At 46.3% G+C, this 24,089-nt stretch carries 28 protein-coding genes; all 28 read left to right on the plus strand.

Annotation, left to right across the window (positions count from 1 at the left end; translation table 11 throughout):
• Nucleotides 1-23: 23 nt before the first annotated feature.
• The 28 genes from topA to flhB all read left to right on the plus strand — a co-directional run bounded on the left by topA (nt 24) and on the right by flhB (nt 24,086).
• Nucleotides 24-2,099, plus strand: coding sequence for a type I DNA topoisomerase (gene topA, locus H615_RS0105470; protein ID WP_027954195.1), 2,076 nt, complete (start codon nt 24-26; stop codon nt 2,097-2,099).
• Between the two features lie 287 nt (nt 2,100-2,386).
• Nucleotides 2,387-3,286 (plus strand): tyrosine recombinase XerC, encoded by a 900-nt coding sequence (xerC, locus tag H615_RS0105475; RefSeq protein ID WP_027954196.1) that lies wholly within the window; start codon nt 2,387-2,389, stop codon nt 3,284-3,286.
• A 5-nt stretch (nt 3,287-3,291) separates the two neighbouring features.
• Nucleotides 3,292-3,837, plus strand: coding sequence for an ATP-dependent protease subunit HslV (gene hslV, locus H615_RS0105480; protein WP_027954197.1), 546 nt, complete (start codon nt 3,292-3,294; stop codon nt 3,835-3,837).
• Between the two features lie 12 nt (nt 3,838-3,849).
• Nucleotides 3,850-5,247 (plus strand): ATP-dependent protease ATPase subunit HslU, encoded by a 1,398-nt coding sequence (gene hslU / locus H615_RS0105485; RefSeq protein WP_027954198.1) that lies wholly within the window; start codon nt 3,850-3,852, stop codon nt 5,245-5,247.
• 26 nt (nt 5,248-5,273) lie between these two features.
• Nucleotides 5,274-6,053 (plus strand): GTP-sensing pleiotropic transcriptional regulator CodY, encoded by a 780-nt coding sequence (codY, locus tag H615_RS0105490; RefSeq protein ID WP_027954199.1) that lies wholly within the window; start codon nt 5,274-5,276, stop codon nt 6,051-6,053.
• A gap of 327 nt (nt 6,054-6,380) precedes the next feature.
• The gene (flgB, locus tag H615_RS0105495; RefSeq protein ID WP_027954200.1) at nt 6,381-6,770 is read left to right on the plus strand and encodes a flagellar basal body rod protein FlgB; all 390 of its coding nucleotides are present in this window, start codon (nt 6,381-6,383) and stop codon (nt 6,768-6,770) included.
• Nucleotides 6,771-6,773: 3 nt separating this feature from the next.
• Complete coding sequence (gene flgC / locus H615_RS0105500) at nt 6,774-7,223, plus strand: flagellar basal body rod protein FlgC (protein ID WP_027954201.1); 450 nt, start codon at nt 6,774-6,776, stop codon at nt 7,221-7,223.
• Nucleotides 7,224-7,251: 28 nt separating this feature from the next.
• A complete protein-coding gene (gene fliE / locus H615_RS0105505) occupies nt 7,252-7,554 on the plus strand; it encodes a flagellar hook-basal body complex protein FliE (RefSeq protein ID WP_156896462.1) in 303 nt (100 codons plus the stop codon).
• A gap of 62 nt (nt 7,555-7,616) precedes the next feature.
• Nucleotides 7,617-9,224, plus strand: coding sequence for a flagellar basal-body MS-ring/collar protein FliF (gene fliF, locus H615_RS0105510; RefSeq protein WP_027954203.1), 1,608 nt, complete (start codon nt 7,617-7,619; stop codon nt 9,222-9,224).
• 12 nt (nt 9,225-9,236) lie between these two features.
• Complete coding sequence (gene fliG, locus H615_RS0105515) at nt 9,237-10,250, plus strand: flagellar motor switch protein FliG (RefSeq protein WP_027954204.1); 1,014 nt, start codon at nt 9,237-9,239, stop codon at nt 10,248-10,250.
• Complete coding sequence (gene fliH, locus H615_RS0105520) at nt 10,243-10,983, plus strand: flagellar assembly protein FliH (protein WP_027954205.1); 741 nt, start codon at nt 10,243-10,245, stop codon at nt 10,981-10,983. The genes fliG and fliH overlap by 8 nt, the downstream gene beginning before the upstream one ends.
• Complete coding sequence (gene fliI / locus H615_RS0105525; protein ID WP_027954206.1) at nt 10,976-12,283, plus strand: flagellar protein export ATPase FliI; 1,308 nt, start codon at nt 10,976-10,978, stop codon at nt 12,281-12,283. Before fliH ends, fliI begins: the two co-directional genes overlap by 8 nt.
• Before the next feature lie 12 nt (nt 12,284-12,295).
• A complete protein-coding gene (gene fliJ / locus H615_RS0105530; RefSeq protein ID WP_027954207.1) occupies nt 12,296-12,748 on the plus strand; it encodes a flagellar export protein FliJ in 453 nt (150 codons plus the stop codon).
• Between the two features lie 4 nt (nt 12,749-12,752).
• Nucleotides 12,753-13,337, plus strand: a complete 585-nt coding sequence (locus H615_RS0105535) for a MotE family protein (protein WP_027954208.1) — start codon at nt 12,753-12,755, stop codon at nt 13,335-13,337.
• Nucleotides 13,338-13,477: 140 nt separating this feature from the next.
• Entirely contained in the window at nt 13,478-15,547 is a 2,070-nt protein-coding gene (locus H615_RS0105540; protein WP_027954209.1) for a flagellar hook-length control protein FliK, read from the plus strand.
• Between the two features lie 8 nt (nt 15,548-15,555).
• The gene (gene flgD, locus H615_RS0105545; protein WP_027954210.1) at nt 15,556-15,999 is read left to right on the plus strand and encodes a flagellar hook assembly protein FlgD; all 444 of its coding nucleotides are present in this window, start codon (nt 15,556-15,558) and stop codon (nt 15,997-15,999) included.
• The gene (locus H615_RS0105550; RefSeq protein WP_027954211.1) at nt 15,999-16,367 is read left to right on the plus strand and encodes a TIGR02530 family flagellar biosynthesis protein; all 369 of its coding nucleotides are present in this window, start codon (nt 15,999-16,001) and stop codon (nt 16,365-16,367) included. The genes flgD and H615_RS0105550 overlap by 1 nt, the downstream gene beginning before the upstream one ends.
• An 83-nt stretch (nt 16,368-16,450) precedes the next feature.
• Entirely contained in the window at nt 16,451-17,344 is an 894-nt protein-coding gene (gene flgG / locus H615_RS0105555; protein ID WP_027954212.1) for a flagellar basal body rod protein FlgG, read from the plus strand.
• Between the two features lie 13 nt (nt 17,345-17,357).
• On the plus strand, nt 17,358-17,588 hold the full coding sequence (locus H615_RS0105560) for a flagellar FlbD family protein (protein WP_425306996.1): 231 nt from the start codon (nt 17,358-17,360) through the stop codon (nt 17,586-17,588).
• A 4-nt stretch (nt 17,589-17,592) separates the two neighbouring features.
• Nucleotides 17,593-18,009, plus strand: coding sequence for a flagellar basal body-associated protein FliL (gene fliL / locus H615_RS0105565; protein WP_027954214.1), 417 nt, complete (start codon nt 17,593-17,595; stop codon nt 18,007-18,009).
• A gap of 21 nt (nt 18,010-18,030) precedes the next feature.
• Nucleotides 18,031-19,032, plus strand: coding sequence for a flagellar motor switch protein FliM (gene fliM, locus H615_RS0105570; protein WP_027954215.1), 1,002 nt, complete (start codon nt 18,031-18,033; stop codon nt 19,030-19,032).
• Nucleotides 19,025-20,218: a flagellar motor switch phosphatase FliY gene (gene fliY / locus H615_RS0105575; protein ID WP_027954216.1), complete on the plus strand. Its 1,194-nt coding sequence runs from the start codon at nt 19,025-19,027 to the stop codon at nt 20,216-20,218. The genes fliM and fliY overlap by 8 nt, the downstream gene beginning before the upstream one ends.
• Nucleotides 20,219-20,248: 30 nt before the next feature.
• Nucleotides 20,249-20,611 (plus strand): response regulator, encoded by a 363-nt coding sequence (locus H615_RS0105580; RefSeq protein WP_027954217.1) that lies wholly within the window; start codon nt 20,249-20,251, stop codon nt 20,609-20,611.
• A 40-nt stretch (nt 20,612-20,651) separates the two neighbouring features.
• Nucleotides 20,652-21,275, plus strand: a complete 624-nt coding sequence (locus H615_RS0105585) for a flagellar biosynthetic protein FliO (protein WP_027954218.1) — start codon at nt 20,652-20,654, stop codon at nt 21,273-21,275.
• Entirely contained in the window at nt 21,268-21,933 is a 666-nt protein-coding gene (gene fliP / locus H615_RS0105590; RefSeq protein WP_027954219.1) for a flagellar type III secretion system pore protein FliP, read from the plus strand. The genes H615_RS0105585 and fliP overlap by 8 nt, the downstream gene beginning before the upstream one ends.
• Nucleotides 21,934-21,945: 12 nt before the next feature.
• Nucleotides 21,946-22,215: a flagellar biosynthesis protein FliQ gene (gene fliQ, locus H615_RS0105595; protein WP_027954220.1), complete on the plus strand. Its 270-nt coding sequence runs from the start codon at nt 21,946-21,948 to the stop codon at nt 22,213-22,215.
• Between the two features lie 2 nt (nt 22,216-22,217).
• A complete protein-coding gene (gene fliR / locus H615_RS0105600; RefSeq protein ID WP_027954221.1) occupies nt 22,218-22,994 on the plus strand; it encodes a flagellar biosynthetic protein FliR in 777 nt (258 codons plus the stop codon).
• Nucleotides 22,995-23,000: 6 nt separating this feature from the next.
• The gene (flhB, locus tag H615_RS0105605; protein ID WP_027954222.1) at nt 23,001-24,086 is read left to right on the plus strand and encodes a flagellar biosynthesis protein FlhB; all 1,086 of its coding nucleotides are present in this window, start codon (nt 23,001-23,003) and stop codon (nt 24,084-24,086) included.
• The last annotated feature ends 3 nt before the right edge of the window (nt 24,087-24,089 follow it).

Here is a 24,089-nt window from a genome sequence, read left to right on the forward strand (position 1 = left end):
ACACCTCTATGGGAGGAACCTGTATGGCAGATTATCTTGTAATAGTGGAATCACCTGCAAAAGCAAAAACAATTGAACGCTATCTTGGAAAAAAATATAAAGTTAAAGCTTCCCTCGGGCATGTCCGTGACCTTCCAAAGAGTCAAATGGGTGTGGACGTGGAACATGAATTTGAACCAAAGTATATTACGATACGAGGCAAGGGTCCTGTATTAAAAGAATTGAAAACGGCCGCTAAGAAGGCCAAGAAAGTCTACCTTGCAGCCGACCCCGACCGTGAAGGGGAAGCCATTGCGTGGCACCTTGCCCACAGCCTGGACATTGATGATAAGTCCAAATGCCGTGTCGTATTTAATGAGATCACTAAAGAAGCTATTAAAGATTCCTTTAAACAACCGCGGAGCATCGATTCAGATCTTGTGGACGCTCAACAGGCCAGACGTATCCTTGACAGGCTTGTAGGATACAACATCAGCCCGATTCTCTGGAAAAAAGTGAAAAAAGGGCTGAGTGCCGGGCGTGTACAATCCGTTGCAGTAAAAATTATTATTGACCGCGAGAATGAAATTAAAAACTTCCAGCCGGAAGAATACTGGACCATCGAAGCTGATTTCCTGAAGGACAAGGAGCCTTTTGAAGGATCTTTCTACGGTGTCGATGGTAAAAAGCAGGAGCTTAAGACTCAGCAGGACGTTGAAACGATCCAGTCCCGTCTGGATGGCAGGAACTTTACAGTAGACAAAGTAAACAAGCGGGAAAGGCGACGGAATCCTTCGCTTCCTTTCACAACATCCTCCCTCCAGCAGGAAGCAGCACGAAAGCTCAACTTCAGGGCTAAGAAGACGATGATGATTGCCCAGCAGCTTTATGAAGGGATTGATCTCGGCGGCAAACAGGGGATCACTGGTTTGATCACCTATATGCGTACCGATTCGACACGTCTTTCTAATTCTGCAAAGGATGACGCCAAGCAGTACGTGGAAAACAATTTCGGTAAAGAGTTTCTTGGTGCCGGCAAAGCGGCTAAAAAGCAGGAAGGGGCACAGGATGCCCACGAAGCGATCCGTCCGACAGGTGCTGATAGAGATCCTAAAGCTATGAAGAGTATCCTCTCCAGGGACCAGTACCGTCTTTATAAGCTGATCTGGGACCGCTTCATAGCCAGTCAGATGGCACCGGCTGTCCTTGACACGATGACCGTCCACATGACCAATGAAGGGGTGGAGTTCCGTGCAACGGGCTCTGAGGTCAAATTCAAAGGTTTCATGAAAGTATATGTGGAAGGCAATGATGACAACAAGAAGGAAAAGGATAAGCTCCTGCCGCATCTCGAGGAAGGCATGACAGTGAAGGCAGAGGAAATCAAGCCGAACCAGCACTTCACTCAGCCGCCTCCACGCTATACCGAAGCGCGCCTTGTAAAAACGCTGGAGGAACTGGGGATTGGACGTCCTTCGACTTACGCTCCTACGCTCGATACCATCCAGCGCCGCGGATATGTCGCTTTGGATAATAAACGATTTGTTCCAACCGAGCTTGGTGAAATCGTCCTTGATCAACTGCGCGAGTACTTCCCGGAAATCATCGATGCTGCGTTTACGAAGGAAATGGAAGATGACCTTGATGCCATTGAAGAAGGCAAAGAGGAATGGGCCAACATCATCGGCCAGTTCTATCAAGGTTTTCAGCCGAGACTGGAAAAAGCAGAAAAAGAAATGGAAGAAGTGGAAATCAAGGATGAGCCTGCAGGCATTGATTGTGAAAAATGCGGCCATGAAATGGTCTATAAAATGGGACGCTACGGAAAGTTTCTCGCCTGTTCCAACTTCCCGGAGTGCCGGAATACGAAGCCGATTTTGAAAAAGGTCGGAGTGACTTGTCCGAAGTGTAAAGACGGAGAAGTGGTGGAAAGGAAGAGTAAGAAGAATCGGAAGTTCTTCGGGTGTGAAAATTATCCGGACTGCGATTTTATTTCCTGGGATAAACCGATCAGCCGGCCATGTCCGAAATGTGAGTCCCTGCTTGTAGAGAAGAAAGTCAAGAAAGGTACCCAGATCCAATGTACCAGCTGTGATTATAAAGAAGAACCGCAGGCCTGAGTCCTGTTATATTTTCAAGAGCCTATGACTATCCTTATAGTCATAGGCTCTTTCCAATTATTTTAATTGACACGGGTGGAGTTGGACGCTATAATTACGCTTTGGTAAGGCTACATACTTGACAGCACTGATGGCACAGCGGCTGGAGTCGGAAATACTGTAATCTTTTCCAATTAATTGTTTAGACTTGGAAACAATTCAGAATTTTGTTACATTTTAATTAAATCCATTGTTTATTCAGTCAATGGTGTGATAAAATTTAATCGCCTTTGTGAGGTGAAAAACTCATGCATTCCTATAAAGACTCTTTTATGGAGTACCTTCAGATTGAAAAGAACGCGTCCCCTCTGACAATCAAACATTATGGCAGAGATATTGATGAGTTCTATACTTTCCTTCATGCGGAAGGTACAGCCATTGAGAACTGTGATTATTCCACCGTCCGAGTATTTTTAACAAAGCAGTATGAAGCCGGGTACGCGAGAAAAACTGTTTCCAGGAAAGTGTCCAGTCTCCGGAGTTTTTTTAAGTATTTAGAAAGGGAGAATTGGTTTGACAGCAACCCGTTCGCCAATGTGTCGCTTCCTAAAGCGGAAGCCCCTATTCCTAATTTCTTTTATGAACAGGAACTGGATCAGCTTTTTCAAGTCAGTGATCTGACAGATCCACTCGGACAGAGAAATCAGGCTCTTCTCGAACTGTTGTATGGAACGGGAATTCGTGTGAGTGAATGTGTCCAGTTGAAAACAGGAGACCTGGACTTTTCCCTGAACACAGCTCTTGTCCTCGGGAAGGGAAGAAAAGAGCGGTATGTTCCTTTTGGAAAGTCAGCTTCACAAGCGCTCCGAACATACATGGAAGACGGCCGTCTTGACTTAGCGTCTAAACATAAGGACCCAGTCCGGACATTGTTTCTCAATGCCCGGGGAGGGCCGCTTACGGCTGATGGAATCCGTTTGATTTTAAATAAAATGGTGAAAGAAGCTGCGTTAACTGTGGATGTTCACCCTCATAAGCTCCGGCATACCTTTGCTACACATATGCTGAACGAGGGGGCTGATATGCGGTCCGTTCAGGAACTGCTCGGCCATGAGCATTTATCCTCCACACAGATTTATACGCATGTAACCAAGGATCGACTGAGAAATGTATATATGAACAGCCATCCAAGAGCGAATAAGAGGTGAACCACATGGATCAGCAATTTCACGCCACGACAATTTTTGCCGTCCAGCATAATGGTAAATCAGCCATGAGCGGGGACGGACAGGTGACTTTAGGAAATCAGGTAGTGATGAAGCATACAGCCAGGAAAGTGAGAAGACTGTTCAACGATCAGGTGCTCGCAGGCTTCGCCGGTTCCGTAGCCGATGCTTTTACACTTTTTGAGAAATTCGAAGGCAAGCTTGAGAGTTATGACGGTAATCTGGCAAGAGCTTCTGTGGAACTGGCCAAGGAGTGGCGCAGTGACCAGGTACTAAGGAAACTGGAAGCCATGCTGATTGTAATGGATAAAGAAAAAATGTTTCTCGTCTCCGGAACGGGGGAAGTCATTGAACCAGATGACGGAATACTTGCCATCGGATCCGGCGGAAACTTTGCTCTCAGCGCCGGACGCGCATTAAAGAGATACTCCCCGGATCAGTCTGCTCCGGATATCGCAAGAGCTGCGCTGGAAATTGCCGGAGAAATCTGTGTGTTTACAAATGATCAGATCGTTTTGGAAGTTCTCGAATAAGGAGGACCAGGAATGTCTATACAGTTAACCCCTAAACAAATTGTAGAAAAACTTGATCAATACATTATTGGACAGGACAGTGCCAAACGCTCCGTCGCTATTGCTCTTAGGAACCGTTACCGCCGCATGCAGCTGACTGATGAGCTGAAGGACGAAATTGTTCCTAAGAATATTTTGATGATGGGTCCGACAGGCGTAGGTAAAACAGAAATCGCCCGCAGACTTGCCAAGCTTGTAGGAGCTCCTTTTGTAAAAGTTGAAGCCACCAAATTCACGGAAGTCGGTTATGTCGGCCGTGACGTCGAATCCATGGTGCGCGACCTCGTCGAAATGGCGGCCCGAATGGTCAAGGAAGAGAAAATGGACGCGGTCAAGGACCGGGCTGAAGAACAGGCGGATAAAAGACTGGTGAAACTTCTCGTTCCATCCAAAAAGAAGCAGAATAATAATTTCAAGAACCCTTTTGAAATGTTGTTTAACCAAAATGGCCAGCAGGACAACCAACCCGATGAGTCTCAGGAAGAAGCTGAAATCGAAACGAAGCGGAGCCGGATCCGCCACCAGCTCGATATGGGTGAGCTGGAAGACCGCATGGTGACGATAGAGGTCGAAGAATCGCAGTCTTCCATGTTTGATATGCTCCAAGGTTCAGGAATGGAACAGATGGGGATGAACATGCAGGATGCATTCAGCCAGTTTATGCCGAAGAAAAAGAAAAAGCGCCGCCTTTCCGTATCAGAAGCGAGAAAAGTGCTGACCCAGGAAGAAGCGGGAAAACTTGTGGACATGGATGAAGTCGGACAGGAAGCGGTTTATAAAGTAGAGCAGTCCGGGATGATCTTTATCGATGAGATTGATAAGGTCGCGGCAAAGGGAGACAACCAGGGGAATGTATCACGGGAAGGTGTACAGCGTGATATTCTTCCGATTGTGGAGGGATCCACGATTGTAACGAAGTATGGACCTGTAGCGACCGATCACATCCTCTTCGTAGCAGCGGGGGCCTTCCATATGTCCAAACCATCTGACCTGATCCCTGAACTGCAGGGACGCTTTCCGATCCGTGTGGAGCTTAACAAGCTCAGCGTCGCCGATTTCAAGCGTATATTAATGGAGCCTTCCAATGCCCTTTTAAAACAATATAAAGCTTTACTTGAAATCGAAGGTATAAAGGTTGAATTTTCTGACGATGCTGTTACCAGACTCGCAGAAATCGCTCATGAAGTGAATCAGGAAACAGATAATATCGGTGCCCGCAGACTTCATACGATTCTCGAAAAACTACTTGAGGATCTATCGTTTGAAGCTCCGGATGTCATGATGGAAACCATCGAAATTACACCGCAGTATGTAGACAGTAAATTATCATCAATTGTTAAAAACAAAGATCTCAGCCGATTTATCTTGTAGGAGAGATCAACAAGGAGGAAATGCACATGAAACTACTAGACCGTGCACGTAAGATCAACGCAATGCTGCAGAAAACAACAGGAAAGTCCGTCGACTTCAATGATATGTCCGCCACGATGCGTGATGTTATTGAAGCCAACACATTCGTACTGAGCCGCCGCGGAAAGCTTCTTGGCTTTGCGATTAATCAGGAGATTGAGAACGAGCGTATGAAGGCGATGCTTTCTGACCGCCAGTTCCCGCAGGAGTATACCCAGAGTCTGTTCAATATCCAGGAGACAACACCTGATATTGATATCGACAGTGAATATACTGCCTTCCCTATTGAAAACCGCGATTTGTTTGAGAACGGTCTGACAACCATCGTTCCGATCATCGGAGGCGGACAGCGCCTGGGTACATTGATTCTGAGCCGTCTTAACGGAAATTTCAATGACGATGACCTTCTTCTAGCTGAATATGGTGCCACTGTTGTAGGCATGGAGATTCTTCATGAGAAAACAGAGGAAATCGAGCAGGAAGCGCGGAGCAAAGCTGTTGTGCAAATGGCGATCAGTTCTCTGTCCTACAGTGAACTTGAAGCCATCGAACATATTTTTGATGAACTGGAAGGCAATGAAGGACTGCTGGTGGCAAGTAAAATTGCCGACCGCGTGGGGATTACCCGTTCTGTCATCGTAAATGCACTCCGTAAACTGGAAAGTGCAGGAGTCATCGAGTCCCGTTCTCTTGGGATGAAGGGAACCTATATTAAAGTTCTTAATAATAATTTCTTGCTGGAGCTTCAGAAGCTTCGCACAAATTAAAGGAAAGCAGGCCGTGTGCCTGCTTTTTTATTTTTATCCATTTATATAATACAGCCTCTGCTGTATGCCTAATGGATTATTTTTTTATTTTCCAATAAATACATACTATTCGACACATTTTTATGACATAATGTTCATTATAAGATTCTTTTCGACACTTTTACCAATATCATGCACTTTTTAAGGTAATTTATCATAGTTAATATGTACTATTTGTAATACTCTCGTAAAAAAGATCAGGATTGTATAGACAAATTTTAAGTAATTTTTTTAAAATTGAAGATGTGGTTATGGAAAAAATGTCGAATAAAGGATAGAGGTGGATAGATGAGCCTGTTTAATGATACATTTACGTCCCTTCAGGGTGCTCTCGATTATTCTGCGGCCAAGAACAAAGCGTTATCCAATAATATCGCCAATGTAGATACGCCGGGATACAAGGCAGAAGGGGTGGCTTTCAAAGATATCCTTGCCAAGGAAGCATCGTTTCAGACCAAAACAACACATGCCGGACATATCAACTTCAGCGGTGAAGCTGGTCAATCCTATACTACATATAAGAAGCATGATTCATCCTATCATCCGAACGGAAACAATGTGGATATAGATAAAGAGATGAACGAGCTGGCACAGAACCAGATCCAATATCAGGCACTGGTGGAACGTATGAACGGGAAGTTTCAAAGTCTTCAATCCGTATTAAAAGGTGGTGGTTAATCGGTGAGTATTTTTCAGGCTATGAACGCCAGCGGCAGTGCATTGACGGCCCAGCGGCTGCGTATGGATGTTGCATCATCCAACATTGCCAATGCGAATTCCACGAGAGCTTCCATCAATGAAGCTGGAGAATGGGAACCATACCAAAGGAAGATGGTTGTCTTGGAACCGGAGAGGCAGAATTTCAGGCACGTTCTGCAGCAATCCACGGAGAACGGCAGCGCATCAGGTGTGAAAGCATCGGAAATTGTGGAGGACGAAGAACCATTCAAGATGGCGTACAACCCGTCCCATCCTGATGCGGATGACGAAGGATATGTTCGAGTTCCCAACGTGGACCCCCTGCAGGAAATGGTGGATATGATGAGTGCAACACGTTCATATGAAGCCAGCGTAACATCGCTGAACGCTTCGAAAAGTATGCTGATGAAAGCTTTAGAGATTGGCAGATAAGAAAGGGGATAGATAACGGATGGCAGAAATGATTCCATTAACGAGTGTGAAATCAATATCCGAACCTGTGCAGTCACAGTGGCAGAAAGGGGTTTCCCCAAGCGAGGCCCATCGTTCATTTTCCGGTCAGTTAAAGAACGCCGTGGAACAGCTGAATCACGTCCAGGTCGTATCAGACGAAAAAACGAAGGCTCTCGCCACCGGCGAAATCGATGATCTCCACGATGTCATGATTGCATCCCAGAAAGCCGGTATTACGATGCAGACAGCTGTGGAAGTGCAGAGCAAAGTTATCGACGCATATAAAGAAATGATGCGGATGCAGGTATAGCAGTTCATTAGAAGATTTGCATTATACGATTCGTTTGAATCGTAATTTTTTTGGGGGCAGTTATGAAAGAGCAATTACATGTATTTAAAGAGCGGCTGACTGCTTTTTGGAAAGGCCGCAGCAAAGGACAGCGCAGCTTGATGACAATTGCAGGAGCTGTGCTGATTATTGCTTTAATCGTGATCAGTGTGCTGGCATCCAATACGGGGATGGTACCTCTCTACAAGGATATTACTGTGCAGGAAGCCGGACAGATAAAAGCGGAACTGGATACACGCGGCATCCCTTATGAGCTTGATCAGGGGGGGACAAGCATTCTCGTTCCTGACTCAGAGGTGGAGGGGCTTCTGGTAGATCTGGCAGCCTCGGGCATTCCGAACAGTGGAACGATCGACTACAGCTTTTTCAGTAATAACATACAGTGGGGGATGACAGACAATGAATTTGATGTCATCAAACTGGATGCTATGCAGACGGAACTGGCGGGATTGATCACAGGTATTCAAGGGATTGAAAATGCAAAAGTGATGATTAACATGCCTGAAGAACAGCTTTTTGCTGCTGATGCCGAAGCGAATGCTTCAGCGTCAGTTGTCCTTGATGTCCAGCCGGGGTATCAGCTGGAAGCGAGCCAGGTTGAAACGCTTTATAACCTTGTTTCCAAGTCTGTTCCCGACTTGTCTAAAGATAATATCGTCATCATGGATCAAAATTTTAATTATTTTGACAATCAATCTGAACTGGCTGGACAGGAAGATATGTATACATACCAGCAGAAGGTCAAATCAGATATTGAGAAAGATATCAAGCAACGGCTGCAGCATATGCTCGGTATGATGATCGGGGAGCAGAAAGTAATTGCAACCGTAACGGCAGATATTGATTTCACTAAAGAAAACCGTGTGGAAGAGCTTGTGGAACCGGTGGACCCCGAAACAATGGAAGGGCTCCCTGTAAGTATGGAATTGATTGAAGAGACATACGAAGACGGTGCTGTACCCGAAGGCGGAACGGCCGGAACAGGGGACGAAGATATTCCTAACTATGAAGCTGGCGAAACCGGCAGCGGCGATTATGAAATGAAAAAGGAAACGATCAATAATGAATTCAATCGGATTAAGAAGAATATAGAGGAAAGTCCGTATAAAGTACGGGACCTCGGTATTCAGGTGGCTGTGGATAATAAAAAATCCGTAAACGAAGACGGATCTATTGAGTATTTGACTGCAGCAGAAGAGCAGACCGTTCAGGAAAGTGTTCAATCGATTGTGGACTCGATGATTACAACATCCATCAATGAAGAATACGAGCAGGAGAATACCGACGGAAAGGTTTCGATCGTATTCCAGGAATTCAGTGGCCAAGTGGAATTTCCAACCGGTGAACCGTCAACGGGGCTTCCGATGTGGGCCTACATCGTGGCTGGTGGACTGCTTCTGGTCATCATTGTTTTAATCTGGAGATTATTGAGACAGAACAAGGAAGAGGAAGAAGAAGAATTTTACGTGTATACAGAGGAAAGCGCCGTACCTGAAGAAAAAACAGAAATTCCGGAAATAAAGGAAAAAGAAGATGAATCAACTCAAAAACGGAAACAGCTGGAAAAGATGGCGAAAGAAAAGCCAGAGGATTTTGCGAAGTTACTGCGCTCCTGGATTTCGGATGATTAAGGAGGTCTGAAGATGGCTTTGAACAAGCAGACACTGACAGGAAAACAAAAAGCAGCCGTCCTCCTCATATCTCTGGGACCCGACGTTGCTGCACAGGTATATAAACATTTGACAGAAGAAGAGATTGAACAGCTCACTTTGGAGATTTCTTCTGTTCAAAAAGTAGAAGCTGACAAGAAAGAAGACATTCTTGATCAGTTCCATCAAATTGCTTTAGCCCAGGACTACATTTCCCAGGGAGGCATCGGATATGCCAAAACGATCCTGGAAAAGGCACTGGGCGTGGAAGAAGCGTCAAATATCATCGGTCGTCTGACATCTTCTCTTCAGGTGAAACCGTTCGATTTTGCCAGAAGGGCTGATCCCGGACAAATTTTAAATTTCATTCAAAATGAACATCCCCAGACAATCGCTCTCGTACTATCCTACCTGGATGCCGAGCAGGCTGGACAAGTCTTATCAGAACTTCCACAGCAGCAGCAGGGAGATGTGGCCAGAAGAATTGCCGTGATGGATTCGACGTCTCCTGAAATCATCAGTCAGGTGGAGCAGATTCTTGAAAAGAAATTATCGGCCACTGTCACAAACGATTACACGGAAACGGGCGGTATTCAGGCAGTTGTCGAAGTATTGAACGGGGTTGACCGCAGTACAGAGCGTACCATTTTAGATTCCCTGGAAACACAGGATCCAAACCTGGCAGAGGAAATTAAAAAGAGAATGTTTGTGTTTGAAGATATCGTCGCCCTCGATAACCGGGCTGTCCAGCGTGTGGTCAGAGATGTTGATCAGGATGATCTGCGTCTTGCGCTTAAGGTGTCCAGTGAAGAAGTGAAAGAAGTTGTCTTCAATAATATGTCCGACCGCATGGCCCAGACCTTTAAGGAAGAAATGGAATTTATGGGTCCTGTGCGCCTGCGTGATGTGGAAGAAGCTCAAACAAGAGTGGTTTCCACTATTCGACATTTAGAAGACATTGGCGAGATCATTATCGCCAGAGGCGGGGGAGATGACATCATTGTCTAACTACCCCCAGGATACCGGCAGGGTCATTCAAATTAAGAAAGTAAATCCGGCCCCACATCCTTCTGAAGAGGAATACAGCTCAGAGAATCTGGAGAACCACAAGCATTCCCTCCAACAGGAAATCCATCATCTTCAGACTAGAAAGCAGGAGCTGATCCAGCAGACGACTGCCGAAATTGAAGCAATGAAACAGACCTGGGAGGAAGAAAGAAAAGTCATTGAAAATGAAGCCTTCCGGAAAGGCTTTGAAGAAGGAACATCTAAAGGGAAGGAGGAAGGCAGACAGGTGTATGAAAGCCGGATCGAACAAGCGAATCTTGTCGTTGAAAAAGCCGGGCTCCTTCAAAAAGAAAAGGTGAAGGAAAGTGAACGTATGATTCTGGACCTTGCCTTGACATGTGCGGAGAAAATTGTGAAAAAACAACTGGTGGAACAACCGGAAGCTTTCCTTCCCTTGGTCAGTGCAGCCATTGAAGAAGTGCAGGCGCAGCCAGAAGTGACCATTTATGTTCACCCGGATCAGTTCGGTCTTTTACAGGAGCAGAGGGAAGAGCTTCATGAAGCGGTCCGTCACAATACAGACCTTTCCATCTACGTTGAGGCAGAACTGCCTCCTTTAACATGCAGAGTCGAATCCCCATTTGGAATTATTGATGCAGGAATTGATACACAGCTGACAGAACTACGTAAAGCCGTCTTGAAAGCTGCAGAAAGGGCGGCTGCAGATGAATGAAGCTTTTTTTGAATCTGTGATCCGCCAGGCAGATACGTATAAGCGCTACGGGAAAATTCACCGCGTTGTCGGTCTGATGATTGAGTCCAAAGGTCCGGAGGCTTCGATCGGAGAAGTGTGTACCATTCATTCGCCGATAAATGGACAGGTAACTATCCAGGCGGAAGTGGTCGGCTTCCATGATGAAAACATTCTGCTTATGCCTTATCAGGAAGTGACTCATATCAGCCCTGGAAGTCTGGTGGAAGCTACTGGATCCCCTTTGAACATTCATGTGGGCAGAGGCCTGATCGGGAGTGTGCTGGATGCTTCCGGACAGCCGCTGGACGGAAGCCGGCTGCCCAAGGGGTTGAAAGAATATCCGACGATTCAGGACCCCCCGAACCCTTTATCAAGGCCTCCGGTAAGAGAGCCGATACAAGTCGGTGTCCGTGCGGTTGATTCCTTGTTGAGTGTCGGCAAAGGGCAGCGCGTAGGGATTTTTGCAGGCAGTGGTGTTGGAAAAAGTACGTTGATGGGCATGATTGCCCGAAACAGCTCGGCGGATTTGAATGTGATCGCCTTAATCGGAGAGAGGGGCCGGGAAGTCCGGGAATTTATCGAACATGATCTTGGAGAAGAAGGGCTGAGGCGGTCCATTGTTGTTGTGGCAACTTCAGATCAGCCGGCTTTAATGAGAGTGAAAGGGGCCTATACGGCGACAGCCATCAGTGAGTATTTCCGTGACCTTGGCTATAACGTCAACCTGATGATGGATTCCGTCACAAGGTTTGCAATGGCCCAGCGTGAAATCGGTCTGGCCACTGGCGAACCTCCGACTACGAAAGGGTACACGCCGTCTGTCTTCGCTCTCCTTCCAAAGCTTTTGGAACGTACAGGGGCTTCGAACAGGGGAACGATTACAGCCTTCTATACCGTTCTTGTAGATGGGGATGACTTAAACGAACCGATCGCTGACACAGTCCGCGGTATTCTGGACGGCCATTTTGTTCTTGATCGCAAACTGGCTGAGCAGGGAAGGTTTCCTGCAGTCAATATCCTGAAATCCATCAGCCGCGTGATGAAGCAGATTGTCACAGAGGATCATGCCCATGCAGCATCCCAGCTCCGTGCTCATCTGGCGACGTATGAAGAGAACAGAGAATTGATTCAAATTGGCGCTTATAAAAAAGGGTCCAGCCGGGACATTGATGAATCGATTTCCTACTATCCGCATCTGGTGAAGTTTTTAAAACAGGATGTATATGAACCGGCAAGCTATGAAGGTTCGGTGGAAGATTTGAAGGGGTTATTTGAATAGGGGGATTTGTAAATGACGGCCGTTGTTCAAACCTATCAAAAGATTAAGGACTTGAGAGATAAAGACAAGCATGAAAAGCAGAAAGAGTACCAAAAAACAGTGGAAACCTTTGAAAAACGGGCCGGCGAGCTGTATGAAAGGCTCAGGGAAAAAGAGACGGCAGTTGAACAGTTCAACGATTCCTTATCACGGGGGACTCTCCAGGCCGCCGCTTTTGTTCAACACCGGCAGTATATTGAACATTTAGAAGCCATCGTTGATGATCTGCAGCCGTCCGTCCAACAGGCCCGTATGAAAATGGAGCACGCTCAAACTGTTCTCACAGATGCTTACATCGAAGTGAAAAAGTATGAAAAATTAATAGAAATGAAGGAAGAAGAAGAAGTGCAGTGGATGAAACACGAAGAAAATGCACGCATGGATGAACTGTCCATGAATCAATACTTAAATTTCTTAAACAGGTGATGGTATGGCTGGAAAAATAAAAAACAACCCAACAAAAGAGCGTTCCTTAGGTAAAATCATGCTCGCTGTCTTCATTCCTTTTATCTTTCTTGGTGTTCTCGCATGGGTAGCACTGACACTGTCAGGGATGAACGTTTCCAAAGAGGTTGGAAAAGCTGCGTCTGCCATTCCGGGACTCTCAACATTCACTTCTTCCAATGAAGCAGAATCTACCGGGGATACCAGTGACCGTCTGGAGGCAGCACTGGCAAACAAAGAAGCTGAAATCAACCAATTGAAACAGGAGGCTTCAGATAAAGAATCATTGATGGAAGAGAAGGATAGACAAATCCTTCAGCTTCAAGCCGATTTGGAAGAAGCTTCCCAGCCGTCAGTGCAGGAAGAGGAGGCTGAAGACTCCGTGAAGGATCTGGCCTTGTCATTCCGTGAGATGGACGCAGAAGATGCAGCACCCATTTTACAGGAAATGAATCAGGATAAAGCAGTACTCGTTCTAAAAGAGATTACGAATAAAGAACGTGGAACGATTTTAGGCGCTATGGAATCGGCAGCCGCAGCCGAGATTGCCGTACGTTTAATGGATGAATAAACGGCACATTTGAAAAGGGGGTGAAGAAGATAACGACGCTATTTTCATTAGTTCCAAGGTCGGTACCCACGCAGTCACTCACGAGCCCTTCTCCTAAGACTGATGGGCTTACATTCAAACAAGCGCTTCAGGCTGTAAAAATGTCTGAGGTTGGTACAACTTTACCGGCGGATACCAACGAAAACGAAGTCCTGGAAGAGCTGACGAATCAAATGCAGCAGTTGATCAATGAAGTTGGGCAGCAGGTAAAGTCCTTGTCCCCAAAAGCTGTCTCTGAAAACGACGGATGGGATATACATAATCAATGGGCCCGTATTCAGGGAGAATTCCAGAAGTTTCTCTTGATGCATTCCGGAAAATCATCGAGTATCAAGGCTGATCTGCAGACGGAAATAAAGCCGGTGCAGGGTGTGCCGTCCGAGGTTGCTGACCAACATCCCCCTGTGAAAAATAGGGGGCCTGGTGAGGAACAATCACTGGAAGTGTTAAGGAAATTAGTTTCAGTTGGTACGTCCTCTGTAAGGCAGTCGGAAGAACAGAAGACGGGAAGTCCTCCGGTCGTGGACAAGGATCATGATTTGAACTTATTTTTGACATCGTTTATACCGAAAACATCCGGGTCACGATTATCATCCCCTCCCGATTCGGTGACGGAAGGGATGCCGGCAGGTTTGAACAGACTATTTCAACTAAAGGAACAAGGGGATATTCCCTTGTCATTTGATTTCCAAGAAAATTCCTCGATAAAAAATGAAGAAACAGTTCGGATGCTTGAGAAGGTTAGCGCAGAAGGAAATGTCCGTGAACAGGAACGTCCACTTTTTATAACAAAAGAAGCCGTCGAGACTTTCGTTTCTCAACTGGAAGATTTATTGGAATCATTGAATTCAATAGCTGGTGCAGATGGAGAGCAGGCAGCGATGACAGATCTCGAAGATCAACTGCACGCAATTGGGAATACGCAGTCCCTGTTCATCACTCGGGAAACAAAGGGTGATCATTCCCAAACGGCTCTCCAAGATGAAGCGGTAAGTGCAACCACCGCCCTTTCAAATGGATGGAGAGACTTTCATCAATCACTCCTGCACCTGGCTTCTCGCAGGGAGGGCAGTGAAGCCATTGATTCTATCACCAGGGAGTTTGCTCCTATAGCGGCAGCTTTGCAAAACATGCATCCGGATGATGCAGCTGTTGAAATGGCTTCTCTTTTTCGGGAAAGCCACCCAAAAGTGAAGGATATGCTTACAGCCCTGCTCAGAGGGGGGCAGGTCATTGATGCATCTGCCAGTGTAGAAAAAGGAGACGTTCTGCCTCAGAGTGTTCTCAATCGTGTGCCTGCAGGGGCAGCTCTGGACGTCGAACCATCGCTGATTTCCTTTTCAAAACAGTTCAGGAGTTTGGTTGAGGCCGTCAGGAATGGTGTGCAGGCAGGGTCAGATTTAAAAAAAATACTGATTCCGCTGACAAAATCCGTTCATCAGGCTTCCATGGATTCTGGGAAACAGGACGTCATCGACCGGTTGTTCCGTGATGCCCCGGTCGAGAAACAAGTTTTTCTACAGCTTGCTGCACGGCTGGAGCAGCATCAGAAGCTCCCTCAAACCTATCAGCAGCAACACCCTTTGACGGGAAGAGAGATGGGCAGGTGGGTCCAGGAAACATTAAAAAACACAGCCGGTGCGGATGAAGCCTATACACCATCCTGGACGGGGGCTTCTGGAGCGATGTCTAAAGTCGAACAATTTGTCCTCCATGTGAATCAAACGGGAAGTGATCAGACCCGTCCTGCTGGTTTTCTGCAGGAACTGGAGCGGATGGTCCATAACAGCCGCTTGTTGACACATTCATCCGGGATGAAGGAAATGCAGATCCAATTGAAACCAGGAAGCCTGGGAAACATGGTGGTACAGGTGACCCAGCAGAATGGTGAGATGATTGTCAAACTAATGGTGCAGACCCTGGCAGCAAAGGAACTCCTTGAAGGGAACCTTCATCACTTGAGACCTATGTTCTCACCCCAGCAGGTAGTGGTTGAAAAAAATGACGCCTTGGCATTCACACAGCACCATTCCAGCGCGCAGACTGCTGATGAACATGGATCGTCTGATGAGTCACGCGGGGAGAAAGAAGACAGGCAGCATGTGAATGAAGAAGAGGAAGGGGAGGATGGCGCTTCCTTTGAAGATATATTAATGAATGAGAAAGTGTAGGTGGTTCCGTGACTTCGATTGATCCGTCCTTTTATTTAAAAAATCAGCAGCCCCATACATCCGGAAGCAACATCCTTGAAAAGGATGATTTTCTGAAAATCCTGATGACTCAAATTCAAAATCAAAACCCGCTTGATCCTATGAAAGATCAGGAGTTTGTTTCTCAAATGACGCAGTTCTCAAGTCTGGAACAGATGACGAATATGTCGACAGCTTTTCAGTCCTTCACAGAGCAGCAGAACATGTCTTCCTTGATTACCTACAGTCATTTAATCGGAAAGGAAGTTACGTATTCTTCCAAGGATCAGGGAGGTTTGAAGACAGATGTCGTTGCTGCTGTTAACCAAAAAGAAGATGGCACATATGTTGAACTGCAGTCCGGCAGTCTTGTATCAGTACAGGATTTGACAAAGGTGAGTCAAGAGAGCGGATCAGGAAAGCAGGAAACCTGATGGACCCGCGCGTCCATGCTGTCCAGCCCCCTTTAATGGGAAGGCAGACGAGCATAAGAACAGAGAGAGAAACGTCCGCTTCATTTAAGAACGCCCTGGAGGAAGCAGCAGGGTTGAAAATCAGCAAACATGCGGAGCAGCGCCTGAAAACAAGAAACATTTCCATTGCGCCGTCTTCCTGGGAACAGATCTCTGCAAAAATGCAGGAAGCTGAAACCAAGGGCGTGACCGATTCTCTTGTATTGACAAATGAAGCAGCGCTGATCGTCAGTACGAAGAATCGAACCGTCGTAACCGCGATGAACCGGGAGGAAACGCAGTCGCAAATCTTTACGAATATCAATGGCACCATTTTTATCAATGAATAGGCTGGACCCGTATGAAGGGAAGCCGCAGCTGGGGCGGAAGGACAGAAGCACCGGCATTAAAACCCGAAAGGAATGTTGAATACATGCTACGTTCACTATATTCAGGAGTTTCTGGAATGAAAGGTTTTCAAACAAAATTAGATACGATCGGCAACAATATTGCCAACGTGAACACATACGGCTTCAAACAGGGACGCGTAACTTTTCAGGATATGATGAGTCAGACGATGTCCAATGCCCAAGGTCCGATTGCAAATGATAATGGTGGCAATGTGACAGGGGGACTGAATGCAACCCAGGTCGGTCTTGGGACACAAATCGGCTCCATCGATACCATCCATACACAGGGGAACCGTCAGTCCACCGGTCGTCCACTTGATCTTGCGCTTGAAGGAGACGGCATGTTTGTGCTTGCGGAAGCGGGAACGGCTGGCGTTAACGTTGGTGGAGGAAACACAGATCTTTCACAACTGCAGATCAGTTTCACGAGAGCAGGGAACTTTTACTTGGATGATGATGGTTCACTCGTCAATAACAGTGGGAAGTATGTCATTGGTAACGAGGGTGCGATTACTATTCCTGATGATGCACAGAGCTTCAGTGTCCAGACGGATGGAACCGTCAACTACATTGATGCAAATAATAACGTTCAGCAGGCGGGTCAAATTATGCTTGCCAAATTTTCCAATCCCGGCGGTCTTGAGAAAGTCGGCGGAAATGAATATCGTGCAACGCCCAACTCTGGTTTTATAAGCAGTAATGCAAATGACGATGAATTGAATAACGTGTCTGATCTATCCGTTGCCGGTCAGAATGGAACAGGCGGCATGATTGCAGGGGCGCTTGAAATGTCCAATGTAGACCTCGCCGATCAGTTCACCGAAATGATTACATCCCAGCGTGGATTCCAGGCCAATACGAAAATCATCACCACTTCTGATGAGATTCTGCAGGAACTAGTCAATCTGAAGCGATAAGGAGAGACGGAGGGTGCCGACCCTCCTCCTTTCTATGATTACATTGACAAAGTTAAACGGACAATCTTTCACCTATAATGCGATTTACATAGAACAGGTCCAGTCTAATCCGGATACGACCATCACCACTGCCCGCGGTCGTACATTTCTCGTGTTGGAATCAGAGGAAGAAGTGGCTCTGAAGGTAACGGACTATTTTCGCAGCATAGGCCTGATCCAGGCTGCAGATAAGGCAGGTGAGTAAAAAGATGAACATTTTCAAAGGAATGATCATCACGTTAAGTACCTTAACGATTCTCGGTGTTGTTGCGCTTGTTTTCGTCCTGAACGTCAATGGCGGAGAAGAAGCATCCGGAGAACGCAGCATTGATGATATCCGGGAGGCCTCATTTGTAACAGAGGAGATCACCACGGACTTGAAAGATGGAAGCTATGTGAGGATCAGCTTTCAAGTCGTCACAGACAGCACAGCTACGAAAAAGGAACTGGAAAAGAGGGATTTCCAAATCAGCAATACATTGATTAAGGAATTATCTGTGATGAAGTCGGAAAGCTTTCAATCTGGAATTTCTGATTTAGAGGAAAAGATGAAATTAAAGATGAACGAGCTTCTTACAGAAGGTAAAGTCACGGACGTTTATACCGTAAACAAAGTCCTTCAATAATCGAAGGAAGGGGGAGAAAATTTGGCGGAAGAGGTTCTCTCACAAAATGAAATAGATTCCCTTCTATCTGCACTGTCTTCAGGAGAGATGGACGCCGAGGAATTAAAGAAAGAAGAAAAAGAAAAGAAAGTCAGAGTGTATGATTTTAAGCGGGCCTTGAGATTTTCCAAGGATCAGGTCCGAAGCCTGTCTAGAATTCACGAGAATTTCTCCAGGCTGCTGACAACTTACTTTTCTGCGCAGTTACGCACGTATGTAGATATACAGGTAGCGTCGGTGGACCAGCTTCCTTATGAGGAATTTATCCGGTCGATCCCAGCCATGACCATTTTAAATATTTTCAGCGTCCCTCCACTGGAAGGGCGTATTCTGCTCGAAGCCAACCCGAACGTCGCTTACGCCATGCTGGACCGCGTTCTTGGAGGCCGTGGGAGCAGTGTGAACAAGGTGGATAATTTGACCGAGATTGAAACGACGATTATGTCCCACCTGTTTGAACGAGCGCTTGAAAATTATCAGGAGGCATGGGGATCGATTGTGGACATCGATCCTATGCTTGAGGATTTCGAGGTAAACCCTCAATTCCTTCAGATGGTTTCTCCCAATGAGACCGTCATCGTTGTTTCATTGAACACGACGATCGGAGAAACGAGCGGCATGATCAACGTCTGTATTCCACACGTTGTATTAGAGCCGATCATTCCGAAGCTTTCCGTCCATTACTGGATGCAGAAAGAGCAGTCCAAAGAAAGAAATCCGGAAGACTTTGAAGCGATCAGCCGGACGATCCAGGGAGCAGAGCTTAATGTCCTTGCCGTTCTCGGAGAGGCGGATATGAGTATTGAGCAGTTTTTGAACCTTGATGAAAATGATGTCATCCGACTTGATCAATCCATCGAACATCCGATGATTATGAAAGTGGATGATGAACCGAAATTTTACATTCAGCCTGGACAGGTGAAAAGTAAGATGGCTGTTCAAATATTAGACGAATTTACAAAAGGAGGCGGGGAAGATGAGTGATGACATGTTATCCCAGGACGAAATTGATGCGTTATTGAATGGCGGGGGTGACACAGGCAGCAATAAAGATTCAGATCTGTCTCCCAAAGAGTCGCATCTGGCCATTCTTGAGGAAGATGCGCTCGGCGAGATCGGAAATATATCGTTTGGAAGCTCCGCAACTGCGCTGTCTTCTCTGCTCAATCAAAAAGTAGAGATCACTACGCCGGAGATCGCTGTTGTGTACCGGAAGGATCTGGCGGACGAATTTCCCAAACCCCATGTCGCCGTCGGAGTGACTTATACAGACGGATTCACAGGGGAAAATGTGTTTGTTATGAAGACGAAGGATGCAGCCATCATCGCTGATTTGATGCTCGGGGGGGATGGTCTGAACCCGGACGAAAACTTGAATGAAATCGCATTAAGTGCCGTTCAGGAAGCTATGAATCAGATGATGGGGTCCGCAGCGACCAGTATGTCCACCATCTTTAATAAGAAAGTGGATATTTCTCCACCGTCGATCAATGTGCTGGACTTGGAGGATCAATCCGGGGAGGATATGATCCCTGAGGAGGAAACGTTAGTCAATGTAGCCTTTCAACTCAAAATTGGAACATTGATCGACTCGAAAATCATGCAGTTGATTCCACTGAATTTTGCTAAAGACCTGGTAGAGCAGCTTCTCGATCCGGAAGGCTCTCAAACAAGTGAACCTAACATTTCAGATGAAAAACAAGTGCTGGAACAAACCGGGCCTTCTTCACCTGAAGAACCGCAGTCGTCTTCAGGGACTTCACCGGATCGTGAAGTTACAGAATTTGAACAGCATCAGGCTGATCCGCAGTATGTGGGGGGGCCTGCAGGCCGCAGTGCTCAGGAAGCAGATGTGCAGCATGCACAGTTCCAACAGTTCGAGCAGTCTCCATCAATGACAGGAACCGCTCATAAAAATCTTGATATGCTGATGGACATCCCGTTAAAAGTCACGGTGGAACTTGGAAGGACGAAACGGACGGTGAAGGACATTCTTGAATTGTCTGCCGGGTCTGTTGTGGAACTGGATAAACTCGCCGGTGAGCCTGTCGACATTCATGTGAATGAAAAGTTGATGGCTAAAGGGGAAGTCGTCGTCATCGATGAAAATTTCGGTGTGCGGGTGACTGATATTTTAAGTCCAAAGGACCGACTGACAAAATTACGTTAATACAGGAACGATATGACAGGAGGAAGAGAAATGGGAGAAAGAATACTAATTGTAGATGATGCAGCGTTCATGCGTATGATGGTGAAGGACATTTTAACAAAAAACGGCTATGAAATTGCCGGCGAAGCGGAAGATGGACAAAAAGCAGTGGAGCTTTACAAAGAGGAAAAACCGGATCTTGTCACGATGGATATCACCATGCCGGAAATGGATGGGATTACGGCGTTGAAGGAAATTAAGGCGGTTAATCCAGACGCAAAAGTCATCATGTGTTCAGCTATGGGGCAGCAGGCGATGGTTGTGGACGCAATCCAGGCCGGCGCCAAGGACTTTATTGTGAAGCCTTTCCAGGCGGACCGTGTGATTGAAGCGATTCAGAAAGCGTTAAGCTGAAGCGGGGAATATGATGTTTTCTGCACCAAGAGTATCAGCAATGTTGATGTTTACGGTCCTCCTGCTGACGGTTTTTCCTTTGCAAACGATGGCCCAGCCCTCTGTGAACGAATGTTTATCCAATCCGGAACTGGAGGGCTGCCCTGGTGCAGATGCGGATATGGATCCATCTGAGCCGGCCGCTGGAACAGCACAGGATCAGCCTTCGCTTCTGTGGAACTTCATGAAGCTCGGACTGGCCCTGGTTTTTGTTGTGGCCTTGATTTATGGATTGCTGAAATTGTTCAACCGTAAAAACCAGTGGGTGAACCAATCAAGAACTATGGAGAACCTGGGGGGGATGAGTCTCGGGCCTAATCGTTCCATACAGGCTGTAAGAGTAGGGGAGCAGGTGTTTTTATTAGGTGTAGGAGATTCCGTGGAGTTGATCACTGAAATTACGGATCAGGATACGAAGGCTTCTTTTCAGAAAAAGGACCAGGGCCCTTCCATTCCAACAGCTTCCGTGCAGAACCTGCTGCGTAAACTCCCCGGTCATCAAGAGCCAAAAAAGGATACCTCGACGTTTCAATTCCAACAGCTTTTTGAAACCCAGCTGAACGATATGAAACAGAAACAGAAAAAAGCAGCGGAGAGAACGAAAGGGGGACAGGATCATGAATGAATTTGTAGATATCTTTACAAGCTCAGATCCTGAAAACATCGCTACCTCTGTCAAACTGCTGCTGTTGTTGACGGTTTTATCACTGGCCCCCGGTCTGTTGATCTTAATGACCAGTTTTACAAGGATTCTTATCGTTTTGTCCTTTGTCCGGACATCGCTGGCTACTCAGCAGATGCCTCCCAACCAGGTGTTGATAGGAATCGCTCTGTTTCTGACGTTCTTTATCATGGCTCCTACGTTTGAGGAGGTCAACGAGCAGGCATTAACCCCGTTGTTTAATGAGGAAATCACATTAGATGAAGCGTATGACGAAGCGAGTGCTCCGATGAAGGAGTTCATGGGCAAACACACCAGGCAGAAGGATCTGGCCTTATTTATGAATTATTCCGGTCTGGAAGCTCCTTCTTCTATCCAGGATGTGCCGCTGACTACACTTGTGCCTGCTTTTGCCATCAGTGAACTGAAAACCGCTTTTCAAATGGGTTTCATGATTTTTGTACCATTTTTAGTCATTGATATGGCTGTCGCCAGCGTGTTGATGTCGATGGGAATGATGATGCTTCCACCTGTCATGATTTCCCTGCCGTTTAAGATTCTGCTGTTTGTCCTCGTGGACGGCTGGTTCTTAATAACGAAATCCTTGCTGGAAGGCTATTAAGGAGGAACCACGATGAATAGCAATATGGTTATCTCATTTGCCAAGGAAGGAATTTATACGGTCCTGCTGATTTCCGGGCCCCTCTTGATTCTTGCATTAACCGTAGGGCTGGTTGTGAGTATATTCCAGGCTACAACGCAGATTCAGGAACAGACGCTTGCCTTTATCCCGAAAATCGTCGCCGTTTTAATTGGACTGATCGTCTTTGGGCCTTGGATGCTTACCAATATGGTTGAATACACAGCGGAAATCTTTAATAACTTGAATATGCTGGTGGGCTGACTATGATCGAATCGATTTCGCTCGTGAATCTGCCGGCATTTCTGCTGGTCTTCGTCCGGGTGGCCGCTTTTTTTGCATCCCTGCCTTTGTTTTCTTATCGGACAGTACCGGTCACTCATAAAGTAGGGTTCAGCTTTTTTTTAGCCGCCTTGATGGTTTTCACCCTTCCTGTTCCTGAAATGACGGTGGACGGGACCTATTTTCTTCTGCTTTTAAAAGAGGCAGCCGTGGGACTTGGGGTCGGTCTTTTGGCTTACATTATTCTGGGAGCCATACAAATCGCCGGAGGGTTCATCGATTTTCAAATGGGCTTTGCCGTCGCCAATGTGATCGACCCTCAAACAGGAGCTCAAATTCCTTTGGTGGGCCAGTATATGTATATCATTACATTACTGTTCATTTTAGTCGTCGATGGTCATCATTTGATGATTGATGGAATTTTTTACAGCTATCAATTCATCGGCCTTGATCAATTTCTTCCTATGAAAGAAGAAGGCTGGATCATGTTTGTCATCCAGTCGTTCAATAAGATGTTTATGATTGCTTTTTTAATGGCTGTACCTATCGTTGGGTGTCTGTTCCTTGTTGACATCGCCCTTGGAATCGTTGCCCGGACCGTCCCACAGTTGAACGTGTTTGTTGTGGGACTGCCTTTGAAAATTTTTGTCGCGCTGTCCGTTCTCGTTATAGCGATGAGTTTTTATGTTTATCTGATTCAAATACTGTTCGAAACGATGCTTGAAACCATGAGGGGATTTATGGATGTACTTGGAGGCTGATGAACAATGGCATGGATGAAGTTGGATCTGCAATATTTCGCAGCCGATGAAAAGACGGAAAAAGCAACACCAAAAAAGAGGCAGGATACGAGAAAAAAAGGACAGGTACCCAAAAGTCAGGATGTAAACACAGGGGTCCTGCTGTTGTTTATGTTCGGCGGCCTTTTTCTCCTTGGCGGATATATGAGGGACGCGGTATTGAATATGTACCGCCATGCTTTTACTTATTATGTGCATCAGGACTTAACACAGGAGCAGACTCATACCATTTTTGTTGAAATGACGATGGAAACAGCGAAGGTGACGGCCCCGCTCATGGGTATTGCAGTCGTTGCAGGGATCGCTTCCAACCTTCTTCAAGTAGGCGTCATGTTCACAGGGGAGCCTTTGAAGGCGGATTTGAAAAAAATCGATCCGATTAAAGGAGCCAAGCGGATTTTTTCTGCACGAGCCCTTGTGGAATTGTTGAAGTCTCTTCTGAAAATCAGCGTCGTCGGGGTGATCACCTTCTCTATCATTTGGATAAACAAAGATCAGATGATGATGATGTCGCAGAAATCGGTGGAAGATGCCGTGTCTTTCTTCGGGACGATTACTGTCATCATGGGAATCGCTTCAGCTCTGGCCCTGCTGCTCCTATCCGTTCTCGATTATACATACCAGCGTTATGATCACGAGAAGAACATCCGAATGTCCAAAAAAGACATAAAGGATGAGTATAAAAACATAGAGGGTGACCCTCAAATCAAAGCGAAAATCAAAGAAAAGCAGCGCCAGATGTCAGCATCGAGGATGATGAGTGAAGTCCCACAGGCAGATGTCGTCATTACCAACCCGACCCATTACGCTGTTGCGGTGAAGTATGATGACCAGGAATCTGACGCTCCGATCGTCGTAGCTAAGGGTGTGGATTTTCTCGCCCTTAAAATTAAGGATATTGCCAGGGCGCACGACATTGTAACCGTGGAAAACAGACCGCTGGCCAGATCGCTTTATGCCAAATGTGAAATAGACAAGCCGATTGATGAAGAGTTTTTTAAAGCGGTGGCTGAAATACTCGCCTACGTCTACCGGCTGCAGGAAAAGATTTAAGAA

The organism is Halobacillus kuroshimensis DSM 18393 (assembly GCF_000425705.1).
Lineage (GTDB): Bacteria > Bacillota > Bacilli > Bacillales > Halobacillaceae > Halobacillus > Halobacillus kuroshimensis.

Coding starts and splice junctions, on each gene's coding strand:
- fliI (WP_027954206.1), top strand. CDS start 10,976: ATGAATGAAGCTTTTTTTGAATCTGTGATCCGCCAGGCAGATACGTAT.
- hslV (WP_027954197.1), top strand. CDS start 3,292: ATGGATCAGCAATTTCACGCCACGACAATTTTTGCCGTCCAGCATAAT.
- H615_RS0105550 (WP_027954211.1), top strand. CDS start 15,999: ATGGACCCGCGCGTCCATGCTGTCCAGCCCCCTTTAATGGGAAGGCAG.
- xerC (WP_027954196.1), top strand. CDS start 2,387: ATGCATTCCTATAAAGACTCTTTTATGGAGTACCTTCAGATTGAAAAG.
- flgB (WP_027954200.1), top strand. CDS start 6,381: ATGAGCCTGTTTAATGATACATTTACGTCCCTTCAGGGTGCTCTCGAT.
- H615_RS0105585 (WP_027954218.1), top strand. CDS start 20,652: ATGTTGATGTTTACGGTCCTCCTGCTGACGGTTTTTCCTTTGCAAACG.
- flhB (WP_027954222.1), top strand. CDS start 23,001: ATGGCATGGATGAAGTTGGATCTGCAATATTTCGCAGCCGATGAAAAG.
- fliJ (WP_027954207.1), top strand. CDS start 12,296: ATGACGGCCGTTGTTCAAACCTATCAAAAGATTAAGGACTTGAGAGAT.
- H615_RS0105535 (WP_027954208.1), top strand. CDS start 12,753: ATGGCTGGAAAAATAAAAAACAACCCAACAAAAGAGCGTTCCTTAGGT.
- fliP (WP_027954219.1), top strand. CDS start 21,268: ATGAATGAATTTGTAGATATCTTTACAAGCTCAGATCCTGAAAACATC.
- fliQ (WP_027954220.1), top strand. CDS start 21,946: ATGAATAGCAATATGGTTATCTCATTTGCCAAGGAAGGAATTTATACG.
- hslU (WP_027954198.1), top strand. CDS start 3,850: ATGTCTATACAGTTAACCCCTAAACAAATTGTAGAAAAACTTGATCAA.
- flgG (WP_027954212.1), top strand. CDS start 16,451: ATGCTACGTTCACTATATTCAGGAGTTTCTGGAATGAAAGGTTTTCAA.
- topA (WP_027954195.1), top strand. CDS start 24: ATGGCAGATTATCTTGTAATAGTGGAATCACCTGCAAAAGCAAAAACA.
- fliG (WP_027954204.1), top strand. CDS start 9,237: ATGGCTTTGAACAAGCAGACACTGACAGGAAAACAAAAAGCAGCCGTC.
- fliF (WP_027954203.1), top strand. CDS start 7,617: ATGAAAGAGCAATTACATGTATTTAAAGAGCGGCTGACTGCTTTTTGG.
- fliE (WP_156896462.1), top strand. CDS start 7,252: ATGATTCCATTAACGAGTGTGAAATCAATATCCGAACCTGTGCAGTCA.
- fliL (WP_027954214.1), top strand. CDS start 17,593: ATGAACATTTTCAAAGGAATGATCATCACGTTAAGTACCTTAACGATT.
- H615_RS0105580 (WP_027954217.1), top strand. CDS start 20,249: ATGGGAGAAAGAATACTAATTGTAGATGATGCAGCGTTCATGCGTATG.
- codY (WP_027954199.1), top strand. CDS start 5,274: ATGAAACTACTAGACCGTGCACGTAAGATCAACGCAATGCTGCAGAAA.
- fliR (WP_027954221.1), top strand. CDS start 22,218: ATGATCGAATCGATTTCGCTCGTGAATCTGCCGGCATTTCTGCTGGTC.
- fliY (WP_027954216.1), top strand. CDS start 19,025: ATGAGTGATGACATGTTATCCCAGGACGAAATTGATGCGTTATTGAAT.
- H615_RS0105540 (WP_027954209.1), top strand. CDS start 13,478: ATGTCTGAGGTTGGTACAACTTTACCGGCGGATACCAACGAAAACGAA.